The 23,479-nt window shown below is 37.4% G+C and carries 23 protein-coding genes; 22 read left to right on the top strand and 1 reads right to left on the bottom strand.

Annotated features, from left to right (window positions below; all coding sequences use genetic code 11):
* Positions 1-50 precede the first annotated feature (50 nt).
* The 13 genes from AA0X95_RS24640 (at position 51) to AA0X95_RS24580 (ending at position 12,332) form a co-directional block, all read left to right on the top strand.
* A complete protein-coding gene (locus AA0X95_RS24640; protein WP_413302738.1) occupies positions 51-977 on the top strand; it encodes an ABC transporter ATP-binding protein in 927 nt (308 codons plus the stop codon).
* Complete coding sequence (locus tag AA0X95_RS24635) at positions 974-2,065, top strand: ABC transporter permease (RefSeq protein WP_413302735.1); 1,092 nt, start codon at positions 974-976, stop codon at positions 2,063-2,065. The genes AA0X95_RS24640 and AA0X95_RS24635 overlap by 4 nt, the downstream gene beginning before the upstream one ends.
* A 387-nt stretch (positions 2,066-2,452) precedes the next feature.
* Positions 2,453-2,611, top strand: a complete 159-nt coding sequence (locus AA0X95_RS24630; protein ID WP_413302732.1) for a DUF1540 domain-containing protein — start codon at positions 2,453-2,455, stop codon at positions 2,609-2,611.
* A 103-nt stretch (positions 2,612-2,714) separates the two neighbouring features.
* Complete coding sequence (locus tag AA0X95_RS24625) at positions 2,715-3,497, top strand: transporter substrate-binding domain-containing protein (RefSeq protein ID WP_413302729.1); 783 nt, start codon at positions 2,715-2,717, stop codon at positions 3,495-3,497.
* A 35-nt stretch (positions 3,498-3,532) separates the two neighbouring features.
* Positions 3,533-4,198 carry an amino acid ABC transporter permease gene (locus tag AA0X95_RS24620; protein ID WP_413302726.1) on the top strand — a complete coding sequence of 222 codons (666 nt, stop codon included), beginning with the start codon at positions 3,533-3,535 and terminating at the stop codon, positions 4,196-4,198.
* A 27-nt stretch (positions 4,199-4,225) separates the two neighbouring features.
* A complete protein-coding gene (locus AA0X95_RS24615) occupies positions 4,226-4,954 on the top strand; it encodes an amino acid ABC transporter ATP-binding protein (protein ID WP_413310224.1) in 729 nt (242 codons plus the stop codon).
* Positions 4,955-5,232: 278 nt separating this feature from the next.
* The gene (locus AA0X95_RS24610) at positions 5,233-6,216 is read left to right on the top strand and encodes a tRNA dihydrouridine synthase (RefSeq protein ID WP_413302723.1); all 984 of its coding nucleotides are present in this window, start codon (positions 5,233-5,235) and stop codon (positions 6,214-6,216) included.
* Positions 6,217-6,860: 644 nt separating this feature from the next.
* The gene (locus AA0X95_RS24605) at positions 6,861-7,400 is read left to right on the top strand and encodes a sigma-70 family RNA polymerase sigma factor (RefSeq protein ID WP_413302720.1); all 540 of its coding nucleotides are present in this window, start codon (positions 6,861-6,863) and stop codon (positions 7,398-7,400) included.
* The gene (locus tag AA0X95_RS24600; RefSeq protein ID WP_413302717.1) at positions 7,393-8,805 is read left to right on the top strand and encodes a DUF4179 domain-containing protein; all 1,413 of its coding nucleotides are present in this window, start codon (positions 7,393-7,395) and stop codon (positions 8,803-8,805) included. The genes AA0X95_RS24605 and AA0X95_RS24600 overlap by 8 nt, the downstream gene beginning before the upstream one ends.
* A gap of 310 nt (positions 8,806-9,115) precedes the next feature.
* Positions 9,116-10,189, top strand: coding sequence for an ATP-binding protein (locus AA0X95_RS24595; protein ID WP_413302715.1), 1,074 nt, complete (start codon positions 9,116-9,118; stop codon positions 10,187-10,189).
* A gap of 242 nt (positions 10,190-10,431) precedes the next feature.
* On the top strand, positions 10,432-11,127 hold the full coding sequence (locus tag AA0X95_RS24590; RefSeq protein WP_413302714.1) for a Na-translocating system protein MpsC family protein: 696 nt from the start codon (positions 10,432-10,434) through the stop codon (positions 11,125-11,127).
* A gap of 82 nt (positions 11,128-11,209) precedes the next feature.
* The gene (locus tag AA0X95_RS24585; RefSeq protein WP_413302712.1) at positions 11,210-11,905 is read left to right on the top strand and encodes a Na-translocating system protein MpsC family protein; all 696 of its coding nucleotides are present in this window, start codon (positions 11,210-11,212) and stop codon (positions 11,903-11,905) included.
* 205 nt (positions 11,906-12,110) lie between these two features.
* Positions 12,111-12,332, top strand: a complete 222-nt coding sequence (locus AA0X95_RS24580) for a hypothetical protein (protein ID WP_413302710.1) — start codon at positions 12,111-12,113, stop codon at positions 12,330-12,332.
* 95 nt (positions 12,333-12,427) lie between these two features.
* Here the strand turns inward: AA0X95_RS24580 and AA0X95_RS24575 are convergent, their stop codons facing one another.
* A complete protein-coding gene (locus AA0X95_RS24575; RefSeq protein WP_413302707.1) occupies positions 12,428-13,042 on the bottom strand; it encodes a TetR/AcrR family transcriptional regulator in 615 nt (204 codons plus the stop codon).
* A gap of 211 nt (positions 13,043-13,253) precedes the next feature.
* Between AA0X95_RS24575 and kynU the strand changes: the two genes are divergently transcribed.
* The 9 genes from kynU (at position 13,254) to AA0X95_RS24530 (ending at position 23,382) form a co-directional block, all read left to right on the top strand.
* A complete protein-coding gene (kynU, locus tag AA0X95_RS24570; RefSeq protein ID WP_413310220.1) occupies positions 13,254-14,540 on the top strand; it encodes a kynureninase in 1,287 nt (428 codons plus the stop codon).
* A gap of 884 nt (positions 14,541-15,424) precedes the next feature.
* Positions 15,425-15,736: a hypothetical protein gene (locus tag AA0X95_RS24565; RefSeq protein ID WP_413302705.1), complete on the top strand. Its 312-nt coding sequence runs from the start codon at positions 15,425-15,427 to the stop codon at positions 15,734-15,736.
* Positions 15,737-16,485: 749 nt separating this feature from the next.
* Positions 16,486-16,995, top strand: coding sequence for a MarR family winged helix-turn-helix transcriptional regulator (locus tag AA0X95_RS24560; protein ID WP_413302702.1), 510 nt, complete (start codon positions 16,486-16,488; stop codon positions 16,993-16,995).
* Between the two features lie 13 nt (positions 16,996-17,008).
* Positions 17,009-19,525 (top strand): MMPL family transporter, encoded by a 2,517-nt coding sequence (locus AA0X95_RS24555; protein WP_413302700.1) that lies wholly within the window; start codon positions 17,009-17,011, stop codon positions 19,523-19,525.
* Between the two features lie 8 nt (positions 19,526-19,533).
* Positions 19,534-20,091, top strand: coding sequence for an MMPL family transporter (locus tag AA0X95_RS24550; protein ID WP_413302698.1), 558 nt, complete (start codon positions 19,534-19,536; stop codon positions 20,089-20,091).
* A 161-nt stretch (positions 20,092-20,252) separates the two neighbouring features.
* Entirely contained in the window at positions 20,253-20,648 is a 396-nt protein-coding gene (locus tag AA0X95_RS24545) for a VOC family protein (RefSeq protein ID WP_413302695.1), read from the top strand.
* A 24-nt stretch (positions 20,649-20,672) separates the two neighbouring features.
* Positions 20,673-21,044, top strand: coding sequence for an MmcQ/YjbR family DNA-binding protein (locus AA0X95_RS24540; protein ID WP_413302692.1), 372 nt, complete (start codon positions 20,673-20,675; stop codon positions 21,042-21,044).
* Between the two features lie 355 nt (positions 21,045-21,399).
* On the top strand, positions 21,400-22,566 hold the full coding sequence (locus AA0X95_RS24535) for an NlpC/P60 family protein (protein WP_413302690.1): 1,167 nt from the start codon (positions 21,400-21,402) through the stop codon (positions 22,564-22,566).
* A 108-nt stretch (positions 22,567-22,674) separates the two neighbouring features.
* On the top strand, positions 22,675-23,382 hold the full coding sequence (locus AA0X95_RS24530) for a M48 family metallopeptidase (protein ID WP_413302687.1): 708 nt from the start codon (positions 22,675-22,677) through the stop codon (positions 23,380-23,382).
* The last annotated feature ends 97 nt before the right edge of the window (positions 23,383-23,479 follow it).

Raw genomic sequence — 23,479 nt, 5'->3', positions numbered from 1 at the left:
TTCTTAAATTCCAATATAAGGATTACATAAATGTCATAAGGAGGCTTGCTATGCTTAAAAACATAATGGTAGACGTAAAAAGTCTATTAAAACGATACGGCTCTCACACAGCGGTTAACGGGGTATCCTTTCAGGTGGAAAAAGGAGAGGTTTTTGGTCTCCTTGGACCAAATGGTGCTGGAAAAACAACCACGATTGAAATGTTAGTTGGTCTTAGAAAGCCAGATGAAGGAACCGCTGCCCTCGCAGGCTTTGATGTGAAAAAGGAAGTGAACAAAGTCAAAGAGGTCATCGGAGTTCAACTTCAGTCCACTTCTTTATTTGAATTATTGAAAGTAAATGAAATTCTGCAATTGTACGGAAGTTTCTATCCGAGCCACGTAAACATCGATGAATTAATTGATGAAATGCTTTTAACAGAGAAGAAAAATGCCCGTATTAAAGGACTTTCCGGCGGACAAAAGCAGCGTCTTGCTATTGCCTTAGCTCTTATACATGACCCGCAAATTGTGTTTCTCGATGAACCAACGACTGGACTCGATCCACAAGCAAGAAGAACCTTGTGGGACATTGTACTTCGCTTAAAAGATCGCGGAAAAACAGTTATCCTCTCCACACATTATATGGATGAAGCTCATGTGCTCTGTGACCGCATCGGGATTATGGATCAAGGTGAATTAATTGCTCTTGATACGCCAGACAATTTAGTGAAGAAACTTCAATCAACTAGTACCATAGAGTTTCATTTAAGCAATTCGCCTGAAAAAGAGTTACTTTTGAATTTAAATGGTGTTAAGGAAGTGTCTATAAAAGATACCTTTATCCAGTTATATACAGATGATTTACAAACAGCTTTAACCTCCTTAATTCAGGCCTCTACGGAACATTTATTTAAAATTGAGGATTTACAAACACGTTTTGCAACATTAGAGGATGTATTTATTCATATGACAGGAAGGAGTATCAGAGAGTCATGAGAGCTTACTGGCAGTTAACTCTTGCACAATTAAGAATCTTTGCTCGCAATAAACAGGTTTTATTCTTTACCTTACTCTTTCCGATTATCTTAATGCTAGCTCTTGGTTCCTTTGCAGGTAAGGAGGATAATCTATCGTTAACCGTAGGGGTAATCGACTTGGAACAAACAAGTTCCTCGGAGGATTTAAAGAAACTGTTTGACAAGTACGAGGGACTAAAAACCATAAGTTATGGAAAAGTTCAAAATGGAAAACAAGCCTTGAGAAATGGAGAAATCCAGCTTCTTATTGAAATTCCAAAAGGGTATGAAGCAAACTTGAAGGACAAGGAACACCCCTTTTCCCTTCCAGTTTATTATAATGAGAAAAATCTCACCACCTCGGAACTCGGCCTGACCGTTGTAAATGGCATCATTGATCAATATAGTAAAGCACTTGTTGGCTACAAACCATTAGTGACAGTTGAAAAAATAGGCATCGAAGCCCGAAATATTCGTTATGTCGATTTCCTCGTCCCAGGAATTGTTGCTATGATGATTATGAGCAATAACATGAACGGTGTGGCTGGACAAATTGCTGCCTGGCGGGAAAGAGGGATCTTGCGGAGAATGCAAGGAACGAGACTCAAAGCCTCCACCTTCATCGCTGCTCAAATCACAGCTCGGTTATTACTTAATGGAACTCAAGCTCTATTGGTCGTCCTAATTGCTAATTTAGTCTTCGGTATTAGCGTCGTAGGCTCTTGGCTTGCTTTGATCTTCTTCATTGTCCTTGGCACCCTTGCATTTATGTCACTTGGTTTTATAATTGCAGGGATTGCCAAAAATCCTGAAAGTGCTGGGCCAATCGCAGGATTTGTTACGTTTCCCATGCTGTTTCTTGGAGGTGTGTTCTTTCCGATTAGTAATATGCCAGATATTATTCAACCCATTGTTAAGGTACTGCCTATTGCTCATTTAAGTTCTGCCTTGAGGGAGACGATGAATCTTGGAACCCCTTTTCTTCAATTGGGAACGGACACTCTTGTATTGGGCTGTTGGTTATTAGTTGGGTTTGTGTTAGCCAGTTATGTGTTTAAATGGGAATAGGAAAAAGGCTAATAACAAATTCCAACTTTGATTTTGTAAAATATAGTTGCACACCGTACAATTTGTATTTAAATAATTCAAAGAGTCTATTTCAAAAAGAAATAGTCTTTTTTTTTGGCTGTTTTCGTAAAGAATGTTGTTATTAAACACGTTTGAACTCAGATTCACAAACTAATAAGGTGCAAAACGATACCATATTAGTTTGTGAATTTGTTTTATCAGCGATTATTTCAAGTTTATCAGCGAATTCACAAGTTTATCAGCGAATTGAACCACTTTAACGGCGAATTACTTTGGCAGTGGCAAAGCATTGGTAAAAATATCTTGTTTCAACCAATTTTGAAGGGGGTATTAAAAAAGAAAACCTTATAGAGGGGGTGGCACAATATGAAATTGGATGTGAAATGTAATGTTAAAAACTGCAAGTATTGGGCTGATGGCGACCAATGTGTGGCTGACTCCATTTATGTTATAGGTCCACACGGCAGCAGAAAGGCTGATACTGTGGAAGAAACAGCTTGCAAAACGTTCGAGCTTCGTGATTGAAAACAGGGGACTGCTCTTCTGCTTCAGAAGCAGAAGAGCAGTCCTTTTCATCAATGCTGGGAAAGTAACGGTATAGCTTGAACGAGAGAGGAGAAAATCAAGCATGGAAAAACGATACATAATTATTCTATCGTGCTTGTTTCTGATGGGGATGCTGACTGGCTGTATCCAAAAGGACCAGCTGACAGATGGAACCAAGCTGATAGATAAGCAGAAATTTATTTTTGCAGCTTCCGGAGAATTTAAGCCCTTTAGCTATGTTAGAAATGATGATTTATCGATGACTGGTTTCGATATTGAGGTAGGAAACGCAGTCGGAAAAGAACTTGGCCTTAAACCAGTCCAGAAGAGGATGAAATTTAAAGGACTCATTGAGGGCATTAAAACGGGACGGGCTGATGCAGCCGTTGCCAGCCACACCATTAATCCCCAACGTGCCAAACAAGTTGATTTTTCCACACCCTACTATTACTCAGGTCCACAGATCTTCACAAGACCTGACAGCAAGATTAAAACAGTAGATGACTTAAAAGGAAAAGAAGTGGCCGTGGCAAAGGGATCCACCTATGCGGATACAGCCAAAAAGTATACCAGCAATATTAAAATGTATGACAGTGATATTACGGCATTAAAAGCGCTAAGTATTGGCCGGCATGACGCCGTTATTACCGATTTTGTCACTGGTAAAAGTGCAAAAAAGGAAGGATTCAAAATTCAGGGGCAGCAGTTAATTGAGCGAAGCGAGCAGGCTATTGTTGTTCCGAAAGATAATCCAATCCTGCTCAAGAGGATTAATGAAGCACTTCAAAGACTTCGTAACGATGGAACACTATCCCGAATCAGTCAAAAGTATTTTGGTGAGGATATTACGAAAAAACCAGAATAATAGATTGTTTATTAGAAAGAAAGGATGTTGTTATTTTGCCTAGTTTTTCTCACTTTTTACATACATTTATAAGCAGTGAAAACCTTTTCATAGATGCGGCACTGTTGACGTTAAAGCTTACGGTTGTCTCCATTTTAATTGGGATTTTATTCGGATTATTTTTTGCTCTTTTAAAAATTTCAAGGATTAAAGTATTGGGCTATATTTCAAATGCGTATGTATTCCTTGTAAGGGGAACGCCGCTCATTGTCCAGATTTTCATTCTGTATTTTGGCTTCAGCGGAATTTTTCTCATTCCTGACTTTTGGGCAGCGGCTCTTGCACTCGCCTTCCATAACGGTGCCTATATTGCAGAAATTTTTCGGGGGACGATTCAGTCCATTGATAAAGGGCAAATGGAAGCGGCACGCTCTCTCGGCATGACTAGAATACTAGCCATGCGCCGTATCATTCTTCCACAGGCTTTCAAGAGGGCACTGCCTCCCCTTGGAAACCAATTTATTATTGGACTTAAGGATTCATCTCTGGCAGCCTTTATTTCCATGAATGAACTGTTCAATGTTTCGACGACACTGGGTTCCAATAATTTCGATGAAATGACCTACTTGTTAATAGTAGCCGTTTATTATCTAGTACTTGTTGCAGTATTAACAATGCTGGTGAGCCTGTTCGAGAAGAGATTAGCAGTTAGTGATCGATAGGAGGACAATAAAGTGAATGAACGAGAAATGATAAAAATAGAAAACTTACATAAATCTTATGGCAGTTTACATGTATTAAAAGATATAAACATGTCCGTGTATGATAGTGAAGTTGTCTGCTTGGTCGGATCATCTGGCTCTGGTAAAAGTACTTTGCTGCGATGCCTAAACTTTTTAGAAAAAAGGGATGGTGGGAAAATTTCAATTCGCGGGGAAAAGATTAGCCCGGAAACACACAATATTAACAAGGTCCGCCAAACGGTGGGGATGGTTTTTCAGCACTTTAATCTATTCCCGCATAAAACCGTTCTTGAAAATGTCATTGAAGCACCCATCATGGTAAAGAAAGTCCCAAAAAACCAAGCAATTGCTGAAGCAAACGAGTTGCTACAAAAGGTGGGTCTAGAGGATAAGGCCAATGTGTATCCTAGCAAATTGTCCGGCGGTCAAAAGCAGCGTGTGGCAATTGCCAGGTCGCTGGCCATGAAGCCGAATATTATGCTTTTTGATGAACCGACATCTGCCCTTGATCCGCAGCTAGTTGGTGAGGTATTGGCAACCATGAAGGAGTTAGCCGATGAGGGAATGACCATGGTAGTGGTTACCCATGAAATGGGCTTCGCTCGTGAGGTTGCTGATTGGATTGTCCTCATGGACGATGGTAGAATTATCGAAAGAAATCGGCCAAATGAATTCTTTGATCATCCAAAGGAGCAACGTACAAGAGAATTCCTTCAAGCAACCATGTTAAAGTAATTTGAAATACCGAAATGGCCCAGTCCAAAAACTGGGCTATTTTGTATGTGAATCTAGATAGGCGTATATATATTCTGCAAAAAATTGTACATAGATTGTGATTAAAATGAAAATTTCAGATACAATCCCCGATTTGGTGAAAATAAACAGTTCCAATCCGTTTGATAAAAAGTACTTAAACATGGTATAAGTGTAAAAGAAGCAGGGACATTCTGCTCTTTAATTTTGGGACAAGAGCTTGGCCTGGTATCCCATAATGAGAGGATTTGAATTTCAATATGAAAGAAAATTTTTGGCGTGATTTACCACGACCTTTTTTTATACTGGCACCCATGGAAGAAGTGACGGATGTTGTTTTTCGTCATGTAGTGAGTGAGGCAGCCAGACCTGATGTGTTTTTTACAGAGTTTACAAACAGTGAGAGTTATTGTCACCCTGATGGGATCAAAAGTGTGCGCGGGCGTTTGACTTTTACAGAGGATGAACAGCCAATTGTTGCTCATATATGGGGGGACAAGCCTGAAAACTTCCGTCAAATGAGTATTGGAATGGCGGAACTGGGCTTTAAGGGTTTGGATATCAATATGGGTTGTCCCGTACCCAATGTGGTACAGAACGGGAAGGGTAGTGGCCTCATCCGCCGTCCGGAAGTTGCAGCAGAATTAATACAAGCAGCAAAAGCTGGAGGATTGCCCGTAAGTGTCAAGACAAGGCTTGGTTACTCGGATGTAGACGAATGGAAGGTCTGGCTAAAACACATACTGGAACAAGACATTGCCAATCTTTCCATTCATCTGCGTACACGGGATGAAATGAGCAAAGTAGATGCTCATTGGGAGCTGATCCCGGAGATTAAGAAACTTCGTGACGAGGTTGCACCAGATACCCTTTTGACGATCAATGGGGATATTCCTGACCGTCAAACTGGCCTGAAGCTCGCCCATCAATATGGTGTCGATGGGGTTATGATTGGCCGTGGTATTTTCCATAATCCATTTGCCTTTGAAAAGGAGCCGAAAGCTCATAGCAGCCAGGAATTGCTTGATCTCTTAAGACTGCATATGGATCTTCATGATAAATATTCGCATTTAGAGCTACGACGGTTCACTGCTCTTCATCGCTTTTTTAAGATCTATGTCAAAGGATTCCCTGGGGCTGGTGAATTAAGAAATCAATTGATGAACACGAAATCAACAGATGAAGTGCGTGCATTGCTTAATACCTTTGCGTCAAAGAATCTTGAGGGAATCGGGGCACAGTAAAATGTTGTGCCCTTTGTATAAATTCGGAAAACTTATCGGTTAGGGGGTCGGGTAATAACCCGATCAAATAAATAGACGGAAAAATTCCGCTTATTTAGAAATTATTATTAAAAATTGCTTAAATAAGCGGAGAAATTCCGCCTATTGACTCGAAAAATGTGAAAAAGGGGTGGTTTTTCTTTGCATAAGAGGAAAAACTCCGCTTATTTACCCCGAAACGAGCTCCATTTTTAAATTTAAGCGGAAAAACTCCGCTTATTTTACCTTTGCTGGTTACAAGAATAAGACATCTTATTTAAAAGGGTGAGTTTTATCTCAATAATCCAAGAGAACCTCAGATTGATGCATTACGGTGAACCGTGTCACAAGTAAGTGAGGTTATATATTCCTAATAAAGAAACTCGCCAATGGCGAGTTTTACTTTTTTACATACCGATAACGATGCCAATACGATTATCATTTTGGCACGTATTTTAAGAAAAGTACATCAAAACGGAACCCTTTACCAAAATGGTTCTGTTTATTTTTTTGAACTTAGGATATTACCCCCATGTTATGCTTTTCCTTAGAAAAATAAAAACTCTAACTTTTTGAAACTTTTCTTGATTATAAGTTCCACTAATTAGTAAAGGGGGTTAAAAAAGATGGAAAATGAAAGCCACCGGCTAGTTAAAAAAGCAATCAAAGGTAATAAAAGCGCCTTTGAAAAGTTAGTTCAACAGCACTATGAAAGAATCTACCGGACTGCCTATCTTTATGTACATAACGAACAAGATGCGTTGGATGTTGTCCAGGAGGCAGCCTATCAGGCCTTTGCATCTATCCATTCGTTGAAACATCCGGAGTATTTTACGACCTGGCTGATTAAGATTGTCATTCGTTGTTCGGGACAAGTGGTAAAGAGAAAAAGCAATGTTGTTCCCTTGAGTGATGAAATATTGTCAAACCTGCCGGGTCTGGCAAATTCAAATATTGAAGAATCTTTACAGCTCATAAGTACTATTCAGCAGCTGAAAGAGAATTACCGTACTGCCATAATTTTATTCTACTATTACGATTACTCGATCAAAACAATTAGCGGTATCATGGAAATTCCTGAGAGCACCGTAAAAACTTATTTAAGTCGAGGCAAAGCAGAGTTAAAAAAGTCCTATAAAAATGAGGAGGACAAATGCCATGGATAACAAGGACTTCAAAACAGCAATAGAGCAAATACCTGTGCCCAAAGAAAAAGTATTTAGCGCAATTTCCAAAGGGATCAACAAGGAAGGCAACAGGGGAAAAGCAAAGAATAAGAAGGTTCTTGTAGGTGTGGCGACTACTGCTGCTCTTCTTGGAATCACCGTTGCCTCAGGATTTGTTAATCCTACAATGAATAGAGTATTAGCTAAAACTCCTTTAATTGGCGGGATTTTTCAAGGATTTAATGATTCAACAGGAGTGGAATTAGCTAACCAGGATGCGGTTACAGAATTAAACCAAACCATTACAAAAAATGGGTTAACTGTAAAACTGACCAGTGCTTACTTTGATGGTAGTGTGGTATCCATTACAGGATTTGTAGATGAAGATGTTGAAAAGGGGCATAACGAAAAAGGGGAAGTAAGCTTTGATGTAAACTTTGAACACAATAAAGGGGATCATGACCCTTGGCTAAATGGAAAGTCAAATGACATTAAAAAAGTACAAAATGGATATAATTTTCAATGGAAAATGCAATACCCGTATAAATCATTTAAGGAGAACTCTACTCTTCCTATAACGATTCATAATATAAACGGTATCAAAGGCGAATGGAATTTTGATATTCCAATTAAACAAGAAAAAAATCGCACACTTGTTATTAATCAGGAGCGAAGATACCCGGAAGACGAGGTGAAAATCAGTATTAAAGAGATACTCACTGCAAAAGCATCATCTTCGCTTATTTATGAGACCGTGGAGAAATATAAGGGTGATGATATTTTTATACAAAAAGCTGTTGATAATAAAGGAAAAGTGTATAGGTTTGAAAACCCAACCTATCTCGAGGAATCGAAACAAGAAGATGGATATCATAGTACCATGAGAAGAGAAATGACTAAGCTCGATTCAGATATTACTTCTCTTACATTTTATCCTCATTTATCTGAAGCAGATCCGAAAGTACAACAGCTTTTGAATAGTAATTCTTTCACCGTAAAAAGCACACGGTTCAATTTAGGCCTACAGGTAAATGATGTTACTCAAAAAGGTGAGGAATTGGTAATAGATTATCAACTTACAGGACTTCCGAAGAATTTGAGTAAAGGTAAACTTGAAACGATTAACCATAATTTGAAATACCTTTTCTGGTTGGTTGATAAGGAATATTTAACAAAGATTGACCCGGAGAATCCATGGCCTCCTAAAAATCACGGTATTCCACTTAATAAAGTAAAAATGATTGATAAGGCAACAGCGCACTTCCAATCTACTTTTGACTTAAACGGAGAAGAAAGGATTGAAAATTTTAAGCTAGAAAATACAATGTTGCTATTTGATTTTTCCAGTTTTGTCCCATCTAAGGAATTAAAACCATTTACAGTTGAACTCCCTGGGGAAAAATAAACTCACGGTAGTAAAAATTTGTCATTGGAAGAAAATACCCATATACTATTGCTAAAATTCTAAAAATATAATATATTTAGTATGGATATGGGGTTAATGCTCTGTTCTATTTGAAAATGAAGTAAATAATGAAATCTATTCGGTAACGAATTCTAGAATAGTACGCTAGATTTTAAAGCCACAGTAAGTAAAAGGGAATCCCCTGCACTTATTGTGGCTTTTTAATTTCATAAAAAGGGGGATCATCCTTATCGTTATACATGGAACCGACCGAAAAAGTGTTCTTTTAAAAGTTTATAGAGATACCAATATGGATAAGGAATTCTCAATCCTATCTAAAAATCGCGATGCGTTTATATTAATTGATTTGCAAGGGAACATTGTATATGCCAGCCATGCTTGTGAACCGCTATTGGGCTATTCAAGAGATACCTTACAACAATTACCATTAAATAAGCTGTTTATCTCAGAATTTTTAGAGCCAGCGCATACCTTTTTTAAAGGAAGAGAACAGGGGAAACTCGATAATTTCGATGCCCAGGTACAAGTGATTGAAGGGAGCACCTTAGATGTTAACATTACCTCAATGCCCATTTTTTTTGAAAGGGACTTTCTTGGTTCGTATCTCGTCTTAAAGGATATTACGGCCATAAAACAAAATAGGCTTACAACGGAACGTGAAAAACAAGAGTCTCGAACATTAATTAATAGTCTATCCCGAATATCAGAAAAACAAGCTACTGCCGGACAGTTGGCAGCTGGGATCGCCCATGAGATTCGCAATCCAATTACAGCGATCAAAGGCTTTTTACAATTAATAATGGGAGAAAGCAAAGGTAATAAAATCTATTTTGAAATCATTAATTCGGAAATTGATCGGATTGAGATTATATTAAAGGAATTAATGGTGCTCGCAAAACCATCCAAACAAAAATATGAAAGAGTAAAAATCCAAGTTCTATTAGAGCAGGTTGTAACCTTAATGCTACCTCAAGCCCACTTAAATAATATTCAAATAGAAAAACAATTCAATTTTACTAATACATGTATCATTGGTGATAATAACCAATTAAAACAAGTTTTTATTAATTATATAAAAAATGCAATCGAAGCTATGCCTGATGGGGGAATTCTGAGAATACATGGGAACCACATTGTTGGAGGACTCGTCAAAATCAGCATCAGCGATCAGGGTTCCGGTATTCCGCTGGAGATACTTAACCAAATTGGCCAGCCTTTTTTTTCAACAAAAGAAAATGGAACAGGACTAGGCATGTTAGTCAGCAGGCAAATTATTAAGGAACATAAAGGAGATATATACATAGAGAGTGATTCAAATGGAGCCTCCATTCATGTGAAATTACCTGTCCCTTCACAAAAGTGATGTTATTTTATTATTTTTTATCTAAAGATATTGTTATCCTTACATCATATTGTTATAATTGTCTTTGTCTAATGTCTTGCAGTCATTAGTTATATCATTCTGTTAAAAATGAGTAATTTTAACTTAATTAATAACTTACTGTAATGGTAAATAGTGGAAACTATCTTAATAGTCGTCCTAACTGTGGCCTAACTTCCTTTTTGTGGAGTTAGGCCTTTTTATTTTTTGTAAGGGGGATTTGAATGGTTGCAACTCAAGAAGATTTGGTGTCTCTTAGCAGTTCATTTAGTAAAGTCATAAAGCGGGGGTTTGGAAAAGGTCCTGAAACTTGTTATGCGGTTTTAAGGGCAAACAGATTATATGTGTATATCGGTAATTTTATGACACCTGCTGAGGAAATATTGACGGACAAGCAAGAATATAATTTGGTGATGAAATACAGCTCCACCGTCATAACAGCATTGTCAAAAGAATTATTAAGAGAGGCATCACAACTATTAGGTAGTCCCTTTGAATCACTCTATCAAGATTGGAACTATCATTCTAATTCGGGTATTTTACTATTAGTGAATAATAGTTTTAATCCTGATGTTAAGATAGATAAAAGCTTTGAGAGGAAGTTATTTCAATTAGTTCGACTAGTAGGCTCCAAGCTTCATAAAATCCCCAGTGAGCTCAAGGTTGTTAAGTATACTCATAATATTTGTGCGATTGAATCTAAAGGGGTCATTCTCCCACTAGATTATTTGCTCGTTGAACAGGGGAATACCGACTTATTATTTACTAATGCTAGGGAAATTAAAAAGGGGTATTATCAGCATCGAGAATTATTCGAAGAAATGTTTAATCGGTCGATTGAAGATTTATTTATGATGTGGGATCCTAAAAAGAATAGAAGTTATTTAATCTTCATTTTTAACAAAGGCTATACTCATTAAAGAAATAAAGAATTTACTGCCTGGGCATGATAATGTCAGGCAGTATTTTTTTTGCTTTGAGGAAAGTGAGGTAGTAGCACTGATGTCTTTGTCACTGCAACAAAAGCTAATGGATATTAGCAGCTTAACTAGTAAATTGTTAAGGAAAAATTTCGGGCGTGGGCCGGAATCTTGTTTTGCTTTTGCAAATGAGAGGTTTCTGGTTTTTTACATACGGGGATTCATGTCTCCATTAGAATCTACATTGTTGGAACACGGAAATTCAGATAATGTTGATATTTCGCGACATATAGTCATGAAAACAGTTCTTAACCAATTAAAAGGAATTCTTGAGCTGGAATTTGAACAGGACATTGAATCCTTTTACCATGATTGGAACTATCCGCAAAATACAGGTATGATAACTGTTCAATTTGAAAATGCTGTCACTCAGTTTGTTGATCGGAATCAAGGTGTCCATGTTGACCTGAACCCTTTAATCGATGAAGTTGATAGAATTAGTGTATTGGTTGAAAAAAAACCTGAGAAAACAGAAGCCTATTTTATTTCGCCGAAGATATTTTTGGTGAAACGAGATGGGATTTTAGTGCGAATTGAAAAGGCTTTGATTGCTAAGGGATTTGAACAGACTCTGTCGGTTACAAAGGATGAACTCGAAAAGTCATATCTTCATCGTGATGGTCGCTTTGAAGAAATCTTTAGCAATCCTGTTGGAGATATATTTGTGGATTGGGACTTTCACGAAGATAACAGTATCATATGCTTTATCCTAAAGTAATGCAATGAAAGGATTTTTGGAAAGGATGCCACTAAGGAATATCCTCAAACTTTTGAATATGCATGCAGTACAATTTCCATCGACATGGTGGAAGTGAGAGCCAACCAAAGTTGTCATAAGCAATCATGAAATAGAGAATCGAGCATTTGAGTCGCTTCAATTTAATGTTATGGGTGGGGATGAAAATGAACCGAGTTCAATGGAGATGAATTCTGAAGGAGTGCTCGTTGACAAAAACGGAGTAGAATACAATGAAGATATGGCTGTCCCGTATGAAGACATCGAGCAGCCCCGTTATTTCGTTTCAGTTCAAAACATAAAGGTAGAGACTAACACTGGGGAAAAAATGATTCCCAAAAGGCTAGAGATTTATGGATATAATATAACGAAATATTTGGATGATATTGTGAAGATTTCGATGGAATAACCTAGACTCCGGACACGTGGAATGCGTGGTGCAACTCATTTATGTAGAAAAGGGACAGTTCTTGAAAAGCCAAGAGAACCGTCCCACATAGGACCTTAAATATAAAGACCTCTGGTATAAATAGATGTTATCGTATTTGCTACCTCTTCAACAGAACGATGATGTTCGTTGCGAACAATTTCCCATAAGTACATTTCATTCGTAAAAAACCAGCCTCGTGCGACGATTTCATGTTTTAATTCTGCTCTAGCTAATCCGTTTTGTTGAGCATAGAAAACGTCCTTTGAAATTCGCTGAATAAATTTTTCACGAATCGCTTTCCATTTATCGGAAATGAGAGAAGAAACCCCAATAGCCTGTTCGAAGACTTGCATCATATCCCGTTCAGCTTCTGCCATTAATAAAAAAGATTTGGCTTGTTTGTAAATGATATCTTTAGCTTCTTGTTTTGATTTTGGAAGGAAGGAGATCTCGGCAATCTCATAAAATCGTTCCATAACATCTTCCATCAATACAATTAAAAGGTCTTCTTTTCCTTCAAAATGAACATAGGCAGTTCCGTATCCAATGTTCGCTTTTTTGATCATTTGTGAGATTGTGGCTTTTTGGAAGCCTTCTTCGAGAAAAACTTCCCTAGCAGCCTCCAATAACTTTTGCCTAGTCATCATCGATCGTAAATGTCGTTTATCCTCAATATTACTTTGATTCATTTTTACTCCTCCACTACTCATTATCTTTAGAATATATGGATTTTCAAAAAAAGGAAAGGGAAGTAAGAAGAAACATATAGTAATAATTATCTGAAAAATATAATATTGACACCATGTCATATTCAAAAGATAATGATATTGACATGATATCATATTAATTTATGAAAGCGATTTTAAAACTATTTTATTCGTTGAGAAGGGGAGAATCATGATGCTTTTAAATAACTTTCAAGCAGATTTAGATTACGCGAAAGAATTGGATAAGAAAGATTCTCTTAAAGGCTTTCGCGAAGAGTTTTATTTAAAACCTGGGACTATTTATATGGATGGGAACTCGTTAGGACTTCTTTCGAAAAGGGCGGAAAAGACTCTTTTACAATCCTTAGAAGATTGGAAAGAATTTGGGATTGATGGCTGGACCCAAGGGACCTATCCATGGTTCTATATGGCAGAGGAACTTAGTAAAAGTCTGGCTCCGTTAGTAGGTGGCTCGCCAGAAGAAGTGATTGTAACTGGTTCTACAACTGTTAATCTGCATCAACTTGTTTCAACATTTTATAAGCCGGAAGGCAAACGCACAAAAATTTTAGCAGATGAACTAACATTTCCATCAGATATTTATGCTCTTCAAAGCCAATTAAGGACCCGTGGATATGACTCAGATACACATCTCATTCGCGTAAAAAGCCGAGATAGCCGCTTTTTAGATGAGGACGATATTATCGACGCGATGGATGAAACGGTCAATTTAATCGTTTTGCCCACTGTACTTTATCGTAGTGGTCAAATATTAGATATAAAACGATTAACCGATGAAGCACATAAAAGAGGTATTTTAATTGGATTTGATGCCTGCCATTCAGTAGGTTCGATGCCACATTCATTCAGTGAATGGGATGTTGATTTTGCGTTTTGGTGCAATTATAAACATTTAAATGGCGGACCTGGTGGAGTAGGAGGCTTATTTGTAAATCGTAAGCATTTTGGAAAGATGCCTGGACTCGCTGGATGGTTTAGCTCTAACAAAGAGAATCAATTTGATATGGAGCATACATTAACTCCCGCTAATTCAGCAGGTGCTTTCCAGATAGGAACTCCTCATGTACTAAGTACTGCACCTTTAATTGGGTCATTAGAAATTTTTACAGAGGCAGGTATTGAAAATATTCGCCAAAAATCTCTTAAAATCAATCAATATTTAATGAATTTAATTGACAATGAATTAATAGATTTAGGATTTTTCATCGGAACTCCAAGAGAGGATGTCCGACGTGGTGGGCATGTGAGTCTTGAGCATGAGGAAGCAGCACGAATCTGTAAGTCTTTGAAGGAAAATGGGATCATTCCAGATTTTCGAGCACCAAATATTATTCGACTTGCCCCTGTTGCCTTATATACGTCCTACGAGGAAGTCTGGGAAGTGGTTCAAATTCTGAAAAAGATTATGGTGGAAAAACAATACGAGAAATTTAAGAATGAACGTGAAGTAGTTGCTTAATAAAAAGGCTTTGTTATAACTGAATGTTGATTTCACAGTGTTTGAAAAATAAAGGGAAAAATTCCCCTTAAATTGGGAAATACCCTTATTTCCTTCAAAATAAGGGTATTTTTTCCGTTTATTTGATCCAAATCGTTGGATTTTGACTTATTTTAGAGCAGGTAAGGGGAATTTTTCCGCTTATTTCTGCTTATTAAACTTACTTTTTATACAATAGGGGGAATTTCTCCTCTTATGATTCTCATACCTACACGAAAATCAACAATGAATGATAACAGACATCCATGCAAAAGTATTTGCACATCAATGAATGAAATAACTGCTAAAAGTTATCCACAGTTATTCAGGGTAGAGCCAATAAAAAAAAGGCAGAAGTAAAAGGATAATTTAAGCCGTTATTTTAGTACTAGTAACCTGTGTGTTTCACAAACATTGGCATGTAAAAGAATGTTTCACAATTCATTTTAGAAGAAGGCAACTACCCATTTTTGGGAGTTGCCTTCATCTGTTATTTCAGATGGATACGATCACACCAAACAATAGGTAAAACGTTCAGATTTTGTCGAATTATTGGATGTTGACAAGCTTAACAAATGATGAAATTATTATATTGAAAGCCCCACTTTGCCTCAAGCTCATACTCGCATTTTTTATACATCCAGTACACTTGAAACCTTTATAAAATGATAACAACTAGAGAATTATTCCAACCTCTTAGTTGAACATTCACTTTCCTACCTATACAACCTTTTTTCTTCCATACTGTTTAAACAATAAAAAACAAGCCTGAAAGGAGTGATAAACAAAGTAACTACTTATAATTAATAAAAGATTCCATTGTCACTACACTTTCTGGTATTTTTTATTTTTAAGGAGGAGAAATAATGGGTCACGATATTTATGGAGTCAATAAAGCAGGAAAAGAAATTGCTTATGCACGTTTTAGCATGGGGAATTATAATGCTACGATCCTGTACAGCTTGCTTGAAGCGCATAAATACTATGCAGGAGTTAGTGGGTCAGGAAATTGGAATACTTACTCCATTCCACAAATTGAAAAGGCTTTGAATAAATACAAGCAACTATATAAAAATGGTGATTCTCAGAATTGGGATTTAAAACAAATCCTGGAGTTTATACAAAACTGTTTAGAAACAGCAAAAAAAGAAGAGAGTGTAAGAGTGTATTTTGGCTAAGTTAATTTAACTGTTTCTGAATTTTTTTTATCTCTATTAAACCTGCAATCTTCCCCTTTAATTTTCACCATTTTAATCCCACGACCATGCCCTCATATAGTAACTTTCTATTAAAGTGATGAATTGAGTATAAATTAATAATTAGAATAAACGGGAAAGTTGCCCTTATTTCGAAGTATAAAAAAGGAGAGGTAGTATGAATGCGGTTCTGAGAAAAATTGCTCAAGGCGTTACTGTTTGTTATTCAGAGATATTCCCAAATGAAGACAGTGATTTTTTTTTTCCCTAGACTATTTGGGAAAGCTATTTTTGATCGCTGACTCCTATTGTATGAATCCTGATTGTACATGCCAAGAGGCGGTTCTTCATTTTCTACAAGTTTATCCGAGAGAAGAAAGGCTGACAGTTTTATGGTCAGGTATAAACTTAACGGCAAGGGATTTAAAATTCATGAACGTGGCAAGTTCAACAAACGTGAAATACAGTCCATTGTCATGCACTTTACCGCCGATGACACGATCCTAAAACTCTTAAATAATCGGTTCTACGAAATGAAGGAAAGAGCACAAGAAATAATTTTGAGGTAAGCCATAGTGCCGATGAAAGGGGGGGCCGTTCTTAAAAAGCCAAGAGAACCGTCCCCCTGGCACCTTTTAATTGAAAAATAAGGCTAGTAAATTTTACGATAGATAGCACACGATGTATCTTGCGGGATGTATCGTGTGCTATTTTTTTGAAAGGGGTTAATAATGGAGGAAAAAGCTATTTTTATTCGTGAATCTCTTGATCTATTACAAAGTTATATAATGAAAAGTCTTCAGAAACATTCTGAAGAGCATGGTGTTACTATTCCGCAAGCAAGAGTCATTGGGGAAGTATTTGCTCATAAAAAAATCAGTATCAAACATCTTTCTCAAAACCTTAAAATGACCCAAAGTACTGTTTCAGATATCGTTGAACGACTTACTTCAAAAGGGCTTCTTGTGAAAACGCCAAACCCTAAAGATAAACGCTCAGTGTATATTTCACTCTCCAACGAATTAAATGAAGGAATAAATGAGGACATATCGGAAATCGCAAATAAGTCATTATTGGAAGTATTAAATCTCTTAAATCCAGCGGAACAAGAGATTGTTGAGAAGGGCATGAGGTTACTGGTTTCTGCTGTTAAGGAAAAAATGGAAGCAGAAGGAATGGATAATCGTGAATTCTTTGATGTTTTATACTTTCAAGAAAAACAAAATAAATTTCTAAAATAACGGAGGATTCAAGGTGAGGAAGATTATTAGAGGCCGCTGGGCCATTTTTTCCATATGGCTAATTGCGACGATTGTACTTACAGTCATTCAGCCAGACATTAATGCCATACTACGGCAAAAAGGGCAGCAAGGAACGAGTAGTGACAGCCCTTCAGTAATGGCAGATCGTATCTTAAAAAAGATGGATACAACGAAAGGGACGAACAACCTCATCGTTTTTTACGATAAAAATAAACTATCAGATGATGAAATGGAGAAAATCAGCGGTGCGGTAGAATCTATTCGCGATAGCGGCTCAGAGCTTGGGGTTGCTAACATCATGGATCCCTTCAGTATCCCCGAAGCCAAAAGCTCTCTTGTATCTAAAGATGGTACGACACTTATGGTGAGCTATAAGCTGGATAAAAGAGGGCGAGAAATTGATGATATCCAAAAACAAATGGAAAGCAAATTGGATCAAGTACCTGTTGAATACTATCTTAGTGGGGAAGACTTTATCAATAATGATTATCTGAAGGCTTCTCAGGCAGGTGTTGAAAAGAGTGCGGCTTTAACCGTTATTTTTATATTAGTAGTCCTTATTATTGCCTTTAGGTCAGTCGTTACACCTTTGATTTCCTTAGTGACTGTAGCTTTTTCTTATCTTGTTTCCATGGGAATTGCAGCTCAACTTATTGATAAAGCGGGATTTCCAATAACGAGTCTTACCCAAATGCTTCTGGTGCTTATTCTTTTTGGGATTGGTACGGATTATAACATACTTCTGTTTAATCGATTTAAGGAAGAATTATCCCATGGACATTCTATTGATGAATCAATCGTAAACACCTATAAAACGGCTGGTAAAACAATTGCATACAGCATACTCACGGTATTTATTGCTTTTCTTGCGCTCATTTTTGCCGAATCCCCAATTTATCGATCTGGAGTAGTGGTCGTCATTGGGGTATCCATTTTACTGCTTGAAATTGTGACCTTAACTCCATTTATCATGAAGGTGTTAGGCCAAAAGCTTTTCTGGCCTTCTAAAAGTATAACCGGTCATAAGGAAAACAAATTTTGGGGAAGTACATCCTCTTTTGCTGTTAAGCATCCAATTATATCCACGGTAATCATTCTTTTGATTATTGGACCGATGATGTATTTGCATCAGGAAAAGCTAAACTTTGATACCATTGGAGAACTTGGAGATAAATACCCTTCATCTAAAGCTATTAATTTAGTAGCGGACCACTTTGGTAAAGGCCAGGCAATGCCTGCGACTGTGGTCATCGAAACTAGCAAAGCAATGGATAATAATGAATCTCTCGCTGTCATTGACAACATAACCGAGAGAGTGAAGAGTATTAAAGGAGTGAAGCAGGTTTCTTCCATCACCCAACCCCAAGGGAAGCCAATTGACGGTTTTTATGTCGATAATCAAATGGGGGCGGTAACAGATGGCTTGTCCCAAACTCAAGGTGGTGTCGATCAAATCTATAATGGATTGAAAGAGGCACAAGCTGGATTCGGTTCGGCGGACTTTTCCAAAGTCAGTCAAATGGTAGACGGCACTGCAAAGCTCCAAGATGGAATGAATGCACTAACCAATGGATTGAAGCAAATCCAAACTGGTATAGATGATGGGTCAAGTCATTCACAAACGATCTCTAACGGTATAGTTGCTATTGAAACAAATCTCTCCAAAATGAGCAGTGGTGTTGCTTTGTTAGCTGAAAATTATGGGAAGATGCAGAATGGATATGTAGAGATGGGGGCCCATTATCAAGATGCAGCACAGGCTCTACTTGGGGTCAAAAGTGTCTTATTGCAAATGCAATCCATGGTAACGGCTTTAGGAAACAGTTATGAAGATTCTCAAAGTGATGAAAATTATTTAGCTTTGAAGCAAACCATCGATCAGGTATCAGCTTCATTAAGTCCAATTACACCTGAAGGAATCCAAGAACTAAATGAAAATTATAATGCAGTAACTGTTGGTTTTGGGACAGCTAATAATAATCTGTCTGTCATGAGCAGCGGGTTATCGCAAATGGCAAATGGGTTGAAAAAGCTCGAATCGGGACTTGATCAAGCCTCCAAAGGAATCGGCACCATCGTAACCAATATGAACAATGTCACGAATGGTCTGAACCAAATGAAATCAGGTCAGCAGCAGCTGGCAGACGGACTAAATGGATTTAGTGTGTTTGGTGAAAAGCTATCAGATGTAAACAACGGATTAAAGCAAATCTCTGACGGACTAGGCCAAACAAATGGGTACCTAACACAGCTAAATACAAATAAAACCTTCTTTATGCCAAAGGAAGCGTTGACAAATAAGGATTTTAAAAGATCGTTTGACACGTTCATGTCCGAAGATAGAAAAATCACCAAATTTATGGTTGTTATGAATGATGATCCATATTCAGAGAGTGCTTTAAAAACAGTAGACAAAATTAATCAAACTGTTTCAGATGGGCTTAAAGGCACTGTTCTATCAGATGCCAAAAGTGGAACATCCGGACCAGTGCGACAACAAACGATATGAATAAGGTTTTGACCAGAGATTTAAATAAAACTACGACAATCGTCATTATCGGAGTATTGCTTGTCCTGTTCTTTGTTATACGATCTTTCTGGACACCGGTTTTCATTACTGCATCCCTTGTTGGGGCTTACTATACGGCGATGTTCATCATTAACTATATTTTCATAGATTTGAAGGGGTTAGCAGGTATTTCTTCCTTCGTACCTTTCTTCTCCTTTATCATCATTGTGGCTCTGGGAGTAGACTATAGTATATTCTTAATGATGCGCTTTAAGGAATATCCTCATATGCCGGCTAAAGAGGCAATCGTGTTGGCTTCAAAGCAAATAGGCGGTGTGATTATAGCAGCGGTGATCATCCTTGGCGGCACCTTTGCCACACTGATGCCTTCAGGTATCATCCTTTTATCAGAACTGGCCATAGCTGTTATTGCCGGTCTGGTCATCCTTTGCTTTATACTGCTTCCAATTTTTGTGCCAGCCTTGATGGCTCTTCCAGAAGTGCTAGCAAATGTATTTTCTAGAAAAAGAGCAGAGAATGTAAGTCTTGAGGAAAAAATAGTGTAAAACGCAAAAGGCAATCCCCTTTCAAAGGGGGAAACTGCCTTTTTTTGATATTGACGGAATTAAATTCTATAAAATATCCTATAATAGAGAAGTCTGAGAGAATCTACTAAGTTGAAAAGCAACCTAGAAATAATTCATTCTTGTAAAAATAGGAGGCCATTATGGGAAGATTAGTTCATTTTGAAATTCATGTGAGTGAAATGGAAAGGGCAAAAAAGTTTTATGGAGAGGTATTCGGATGGTCATTTCAGGATTGGAGTGAATATGCAGGAATGCCTTACTTTGGTGCAGTAACTGGCGATGAAAAGGAACCTGGAATTAATGGGGCACTGATGCAACGTCAAAGTGCTTCTCCGGAAACAAACCAAGCATTAAATGGATATGCTTGTACAATGGGAGTGGAAAATTACGATGTAACGGAAGCGAAAATTCTTGAGAATGGCGGCAAGGTCGCCATGCCTAAATATGCCCTCCCTGGAATGGCGTGGCAAGGATACTATATTGACACTGAAGGCAATATTTTTGGAATTCATCAACCCGATGCAAATGCAAAATAGAATGGTCGATAGGTGGGTGGAGACATGAAAACACATGACACGACGGGCATGCTTGAAAATGTGCGTAACATTTGTCTAGCACTGCCTGAAGCTACTGAAATTATCGATGGGTTCGGTCACAATACTTTTAAAATCAATGGGAAATCCTTCGTGATATCAGGTGAAAGTGAGAATGGATTCAGTTTGTCGTTCAAGTCAGATAGGGAAACGCAAGAATTGTTGCTGCAGAAAGAACATTTTTTCAAAACCCCATACATAGGACAACATGGCTGGGTGTCTACTCAAAATCCAGAGGGACAAGACTGGGAAGAGTTGGCTGATCTCATTCAAGAAGCCTATTTGCGTGCAGCACCGAAGCGTTTAATTAAGAAAAGGAAAGAACTTCATAAACAGTGAAGAAAGGCAAATCTGCCTTTCTTTTTTTTTCGTTTTTTCATCATTACAGATATATTGTAGTTATATTAATGGTAGAATCTGTATCCTTTTTACCAGTGAAAGCAAACATTCCATAGCAAACGGGGCATAACAGCGACTCTCTAAAAATAGTAAATTTATCTCATTTTCCAAACATTCTTTATCATTTTTCTACAAGGTTGGAATATTAGTCGACATTTTTGTCAGATTATTCTACATAAAATTACAATTATATTACATTCATGCCAATTCCATTGTTATTAGTCCATTTGGAGTATAAACTATAAATATATTAGGAAGTTGGAATAAATGATAGGTTACAAGAGGAGATAATGTAATGATAAAAAAATTATTTAAATATACAGTTACAGCTGCAATTCTTGCTACTACTATTCAAGGAACACCTACTTTTGCAAGTCCAGCCACATCTGCAACACAAAAACAGATCAGTGATACCAAAAATCAGATTGATGATTTTGAAACAAAGATCCAACAATTAGATAATCGAATCAGTATTTCCATAGAAACAAGTGAAAAACTAAATGTTCAAATAAAAACACAACAAGGGAAAATAGTCGAAACTCAGGCTGAAATTGAAGAAGCCAAAAAATCCTTAGATGCTCACAAAGAGGTCTACTCTGAACGACTAAAAAGTATTCAGTCAGAAGGAAAACAGTCTATTGTTACATACGCTGAACTATTGCTTTCTTCTGGTAACCTTTCTGAGTTTTTTACCCGTTTTACTGCTATTTCAAACATCATGGAAAGTGATAATGCTTTACTAAACGGGCTGAATGAAAAAGAACAAGCATTAAAAGCTGCAGAGGATAAATTAAACAGTGAATATGACCAATTAAAAAAGAGCCAGGATAAATTAGCTACTGAACAAAAAAATATAGAAGAAGATAAAAAAGAAATTGAAATAGAATTAGCAGAAGCTGAAGACAAATTACAAGGCCAACAGGATCAACTTGCGCAACAACAAGCACAAGAAGAGGCACTAAAGAAAGCACAAGAAGAAGCGCGTCGCCAAGCTCAATTAGCCCAGCAGCAGCGTGTTCAACCAGCTCAAAGGCAATCTGTAGTAGGCAACACTTCAATATCTGCACCATCTGCACCAACGGTCAATGTATCCAATGAGTCTACTTCTGCAACGGTAAGTAACGTAATTGCCATTGCAAAACAATATCTAGGCACGCCTTATGTTTGGGGAGGAACAACGCCAAGTGGATTTGATTGTTCAGGATTTACAAGTTATGTGTTCCGTCAAGTGGGTATTAATCTTCCAAGGGTGTCAAGAGACCAGCAAAATGTCGGAACGAGAATTTCTCCGAGTCAAGTACAGCCAGGAGATTTAGTATTTAGAGGTTCACCAGCTTACCATGTTGGTATTTATATCGGTGGCGGACAATATATTCATGCACCGCAAACAGGTGATGTGGTGAAGATTTCCACTTATAACCCAGCAAAATTCACGAGTGCTGCTAGAGTACTACATCCTTAAATACATGGGAAAAAATTAAGATTTAAACTAATATAGTTTATAATAATAGTGTCTGTTCCTTCTGAGGGACAGGCACTATTTGTTTAAGAAATGCAAAAAGGTGAAGAAATGATACATTCATACTCTGGTAAGTCCATACATTTTGATATCAAGTACAAAAACCGAACCTCCATAGCTATTACAATTGATAGTTATGGCAGTATTGAAGTTCAGGCTCCCAAAGGAACACCTGATGAAAAGGTGGTTCATTTATTAGAGAAAAATTGGGACCCCATTCAGCAAAAATTAAAAGAAATAAAGGAGCGGCTACAGGGGCCGCAGGAAAAGGTATATGATCATGGTGAGAACTTTCTTTACTTAGGAAACACCTTTCCTATACAAATTTTTCAAGACAGTACGATTGCCCAGGATTACGTAAAATTTGAGCAAAATAAGTTATATATATATGTGAAATACCCCGAGGATGAGAAAATTAAACAAACTTTAAAACGTTTTTATTATCAGCAGTGTAAAACAATAGTTGAAAAGAGCATCTCGACATATCAAAGTTACTTTAAATCAAAACCACGTTCTATTCGAATCACAGATAGCAAAACTACATGGGGAACCTGTGATTCAAGGCATCATTTAACCTTTAATTGGAGACTGGCGATGGCGCCGCAAAGTGTGATTGATTATGTAGTTGTTCACGAAATGTGTCATATGGTGCATTTAAATCATGATCGCTCTTTTTGGAGGCTGGTTGGAAAAATTATGCCTGATTATAAGGAAAAAGAAAACTGGTTGGCTTTATCTAATTGGAAAATGACTGTATAAAAGTGAAGAGACTTAACAGAATTATAAAGTACTCAATTCAAGCCAATATTGTCAGCTAATGGGTATAATAATTAGCAGAAGTAATAAAATCCTACTA

The sequence above is a fragment of the Neobacillus phoenicis genome, from assembly GCF_047302305.1.
GTDB lineage: Bacteria > Bacillota > Bacilli > Bacillales > Cytobacillaceae > Neobacillus.
The sequence above is the reverse complement of the archived record's forward strand: the minus strand, read 5'-3'. Positions and strand labels throughout refer to the sequence as shown.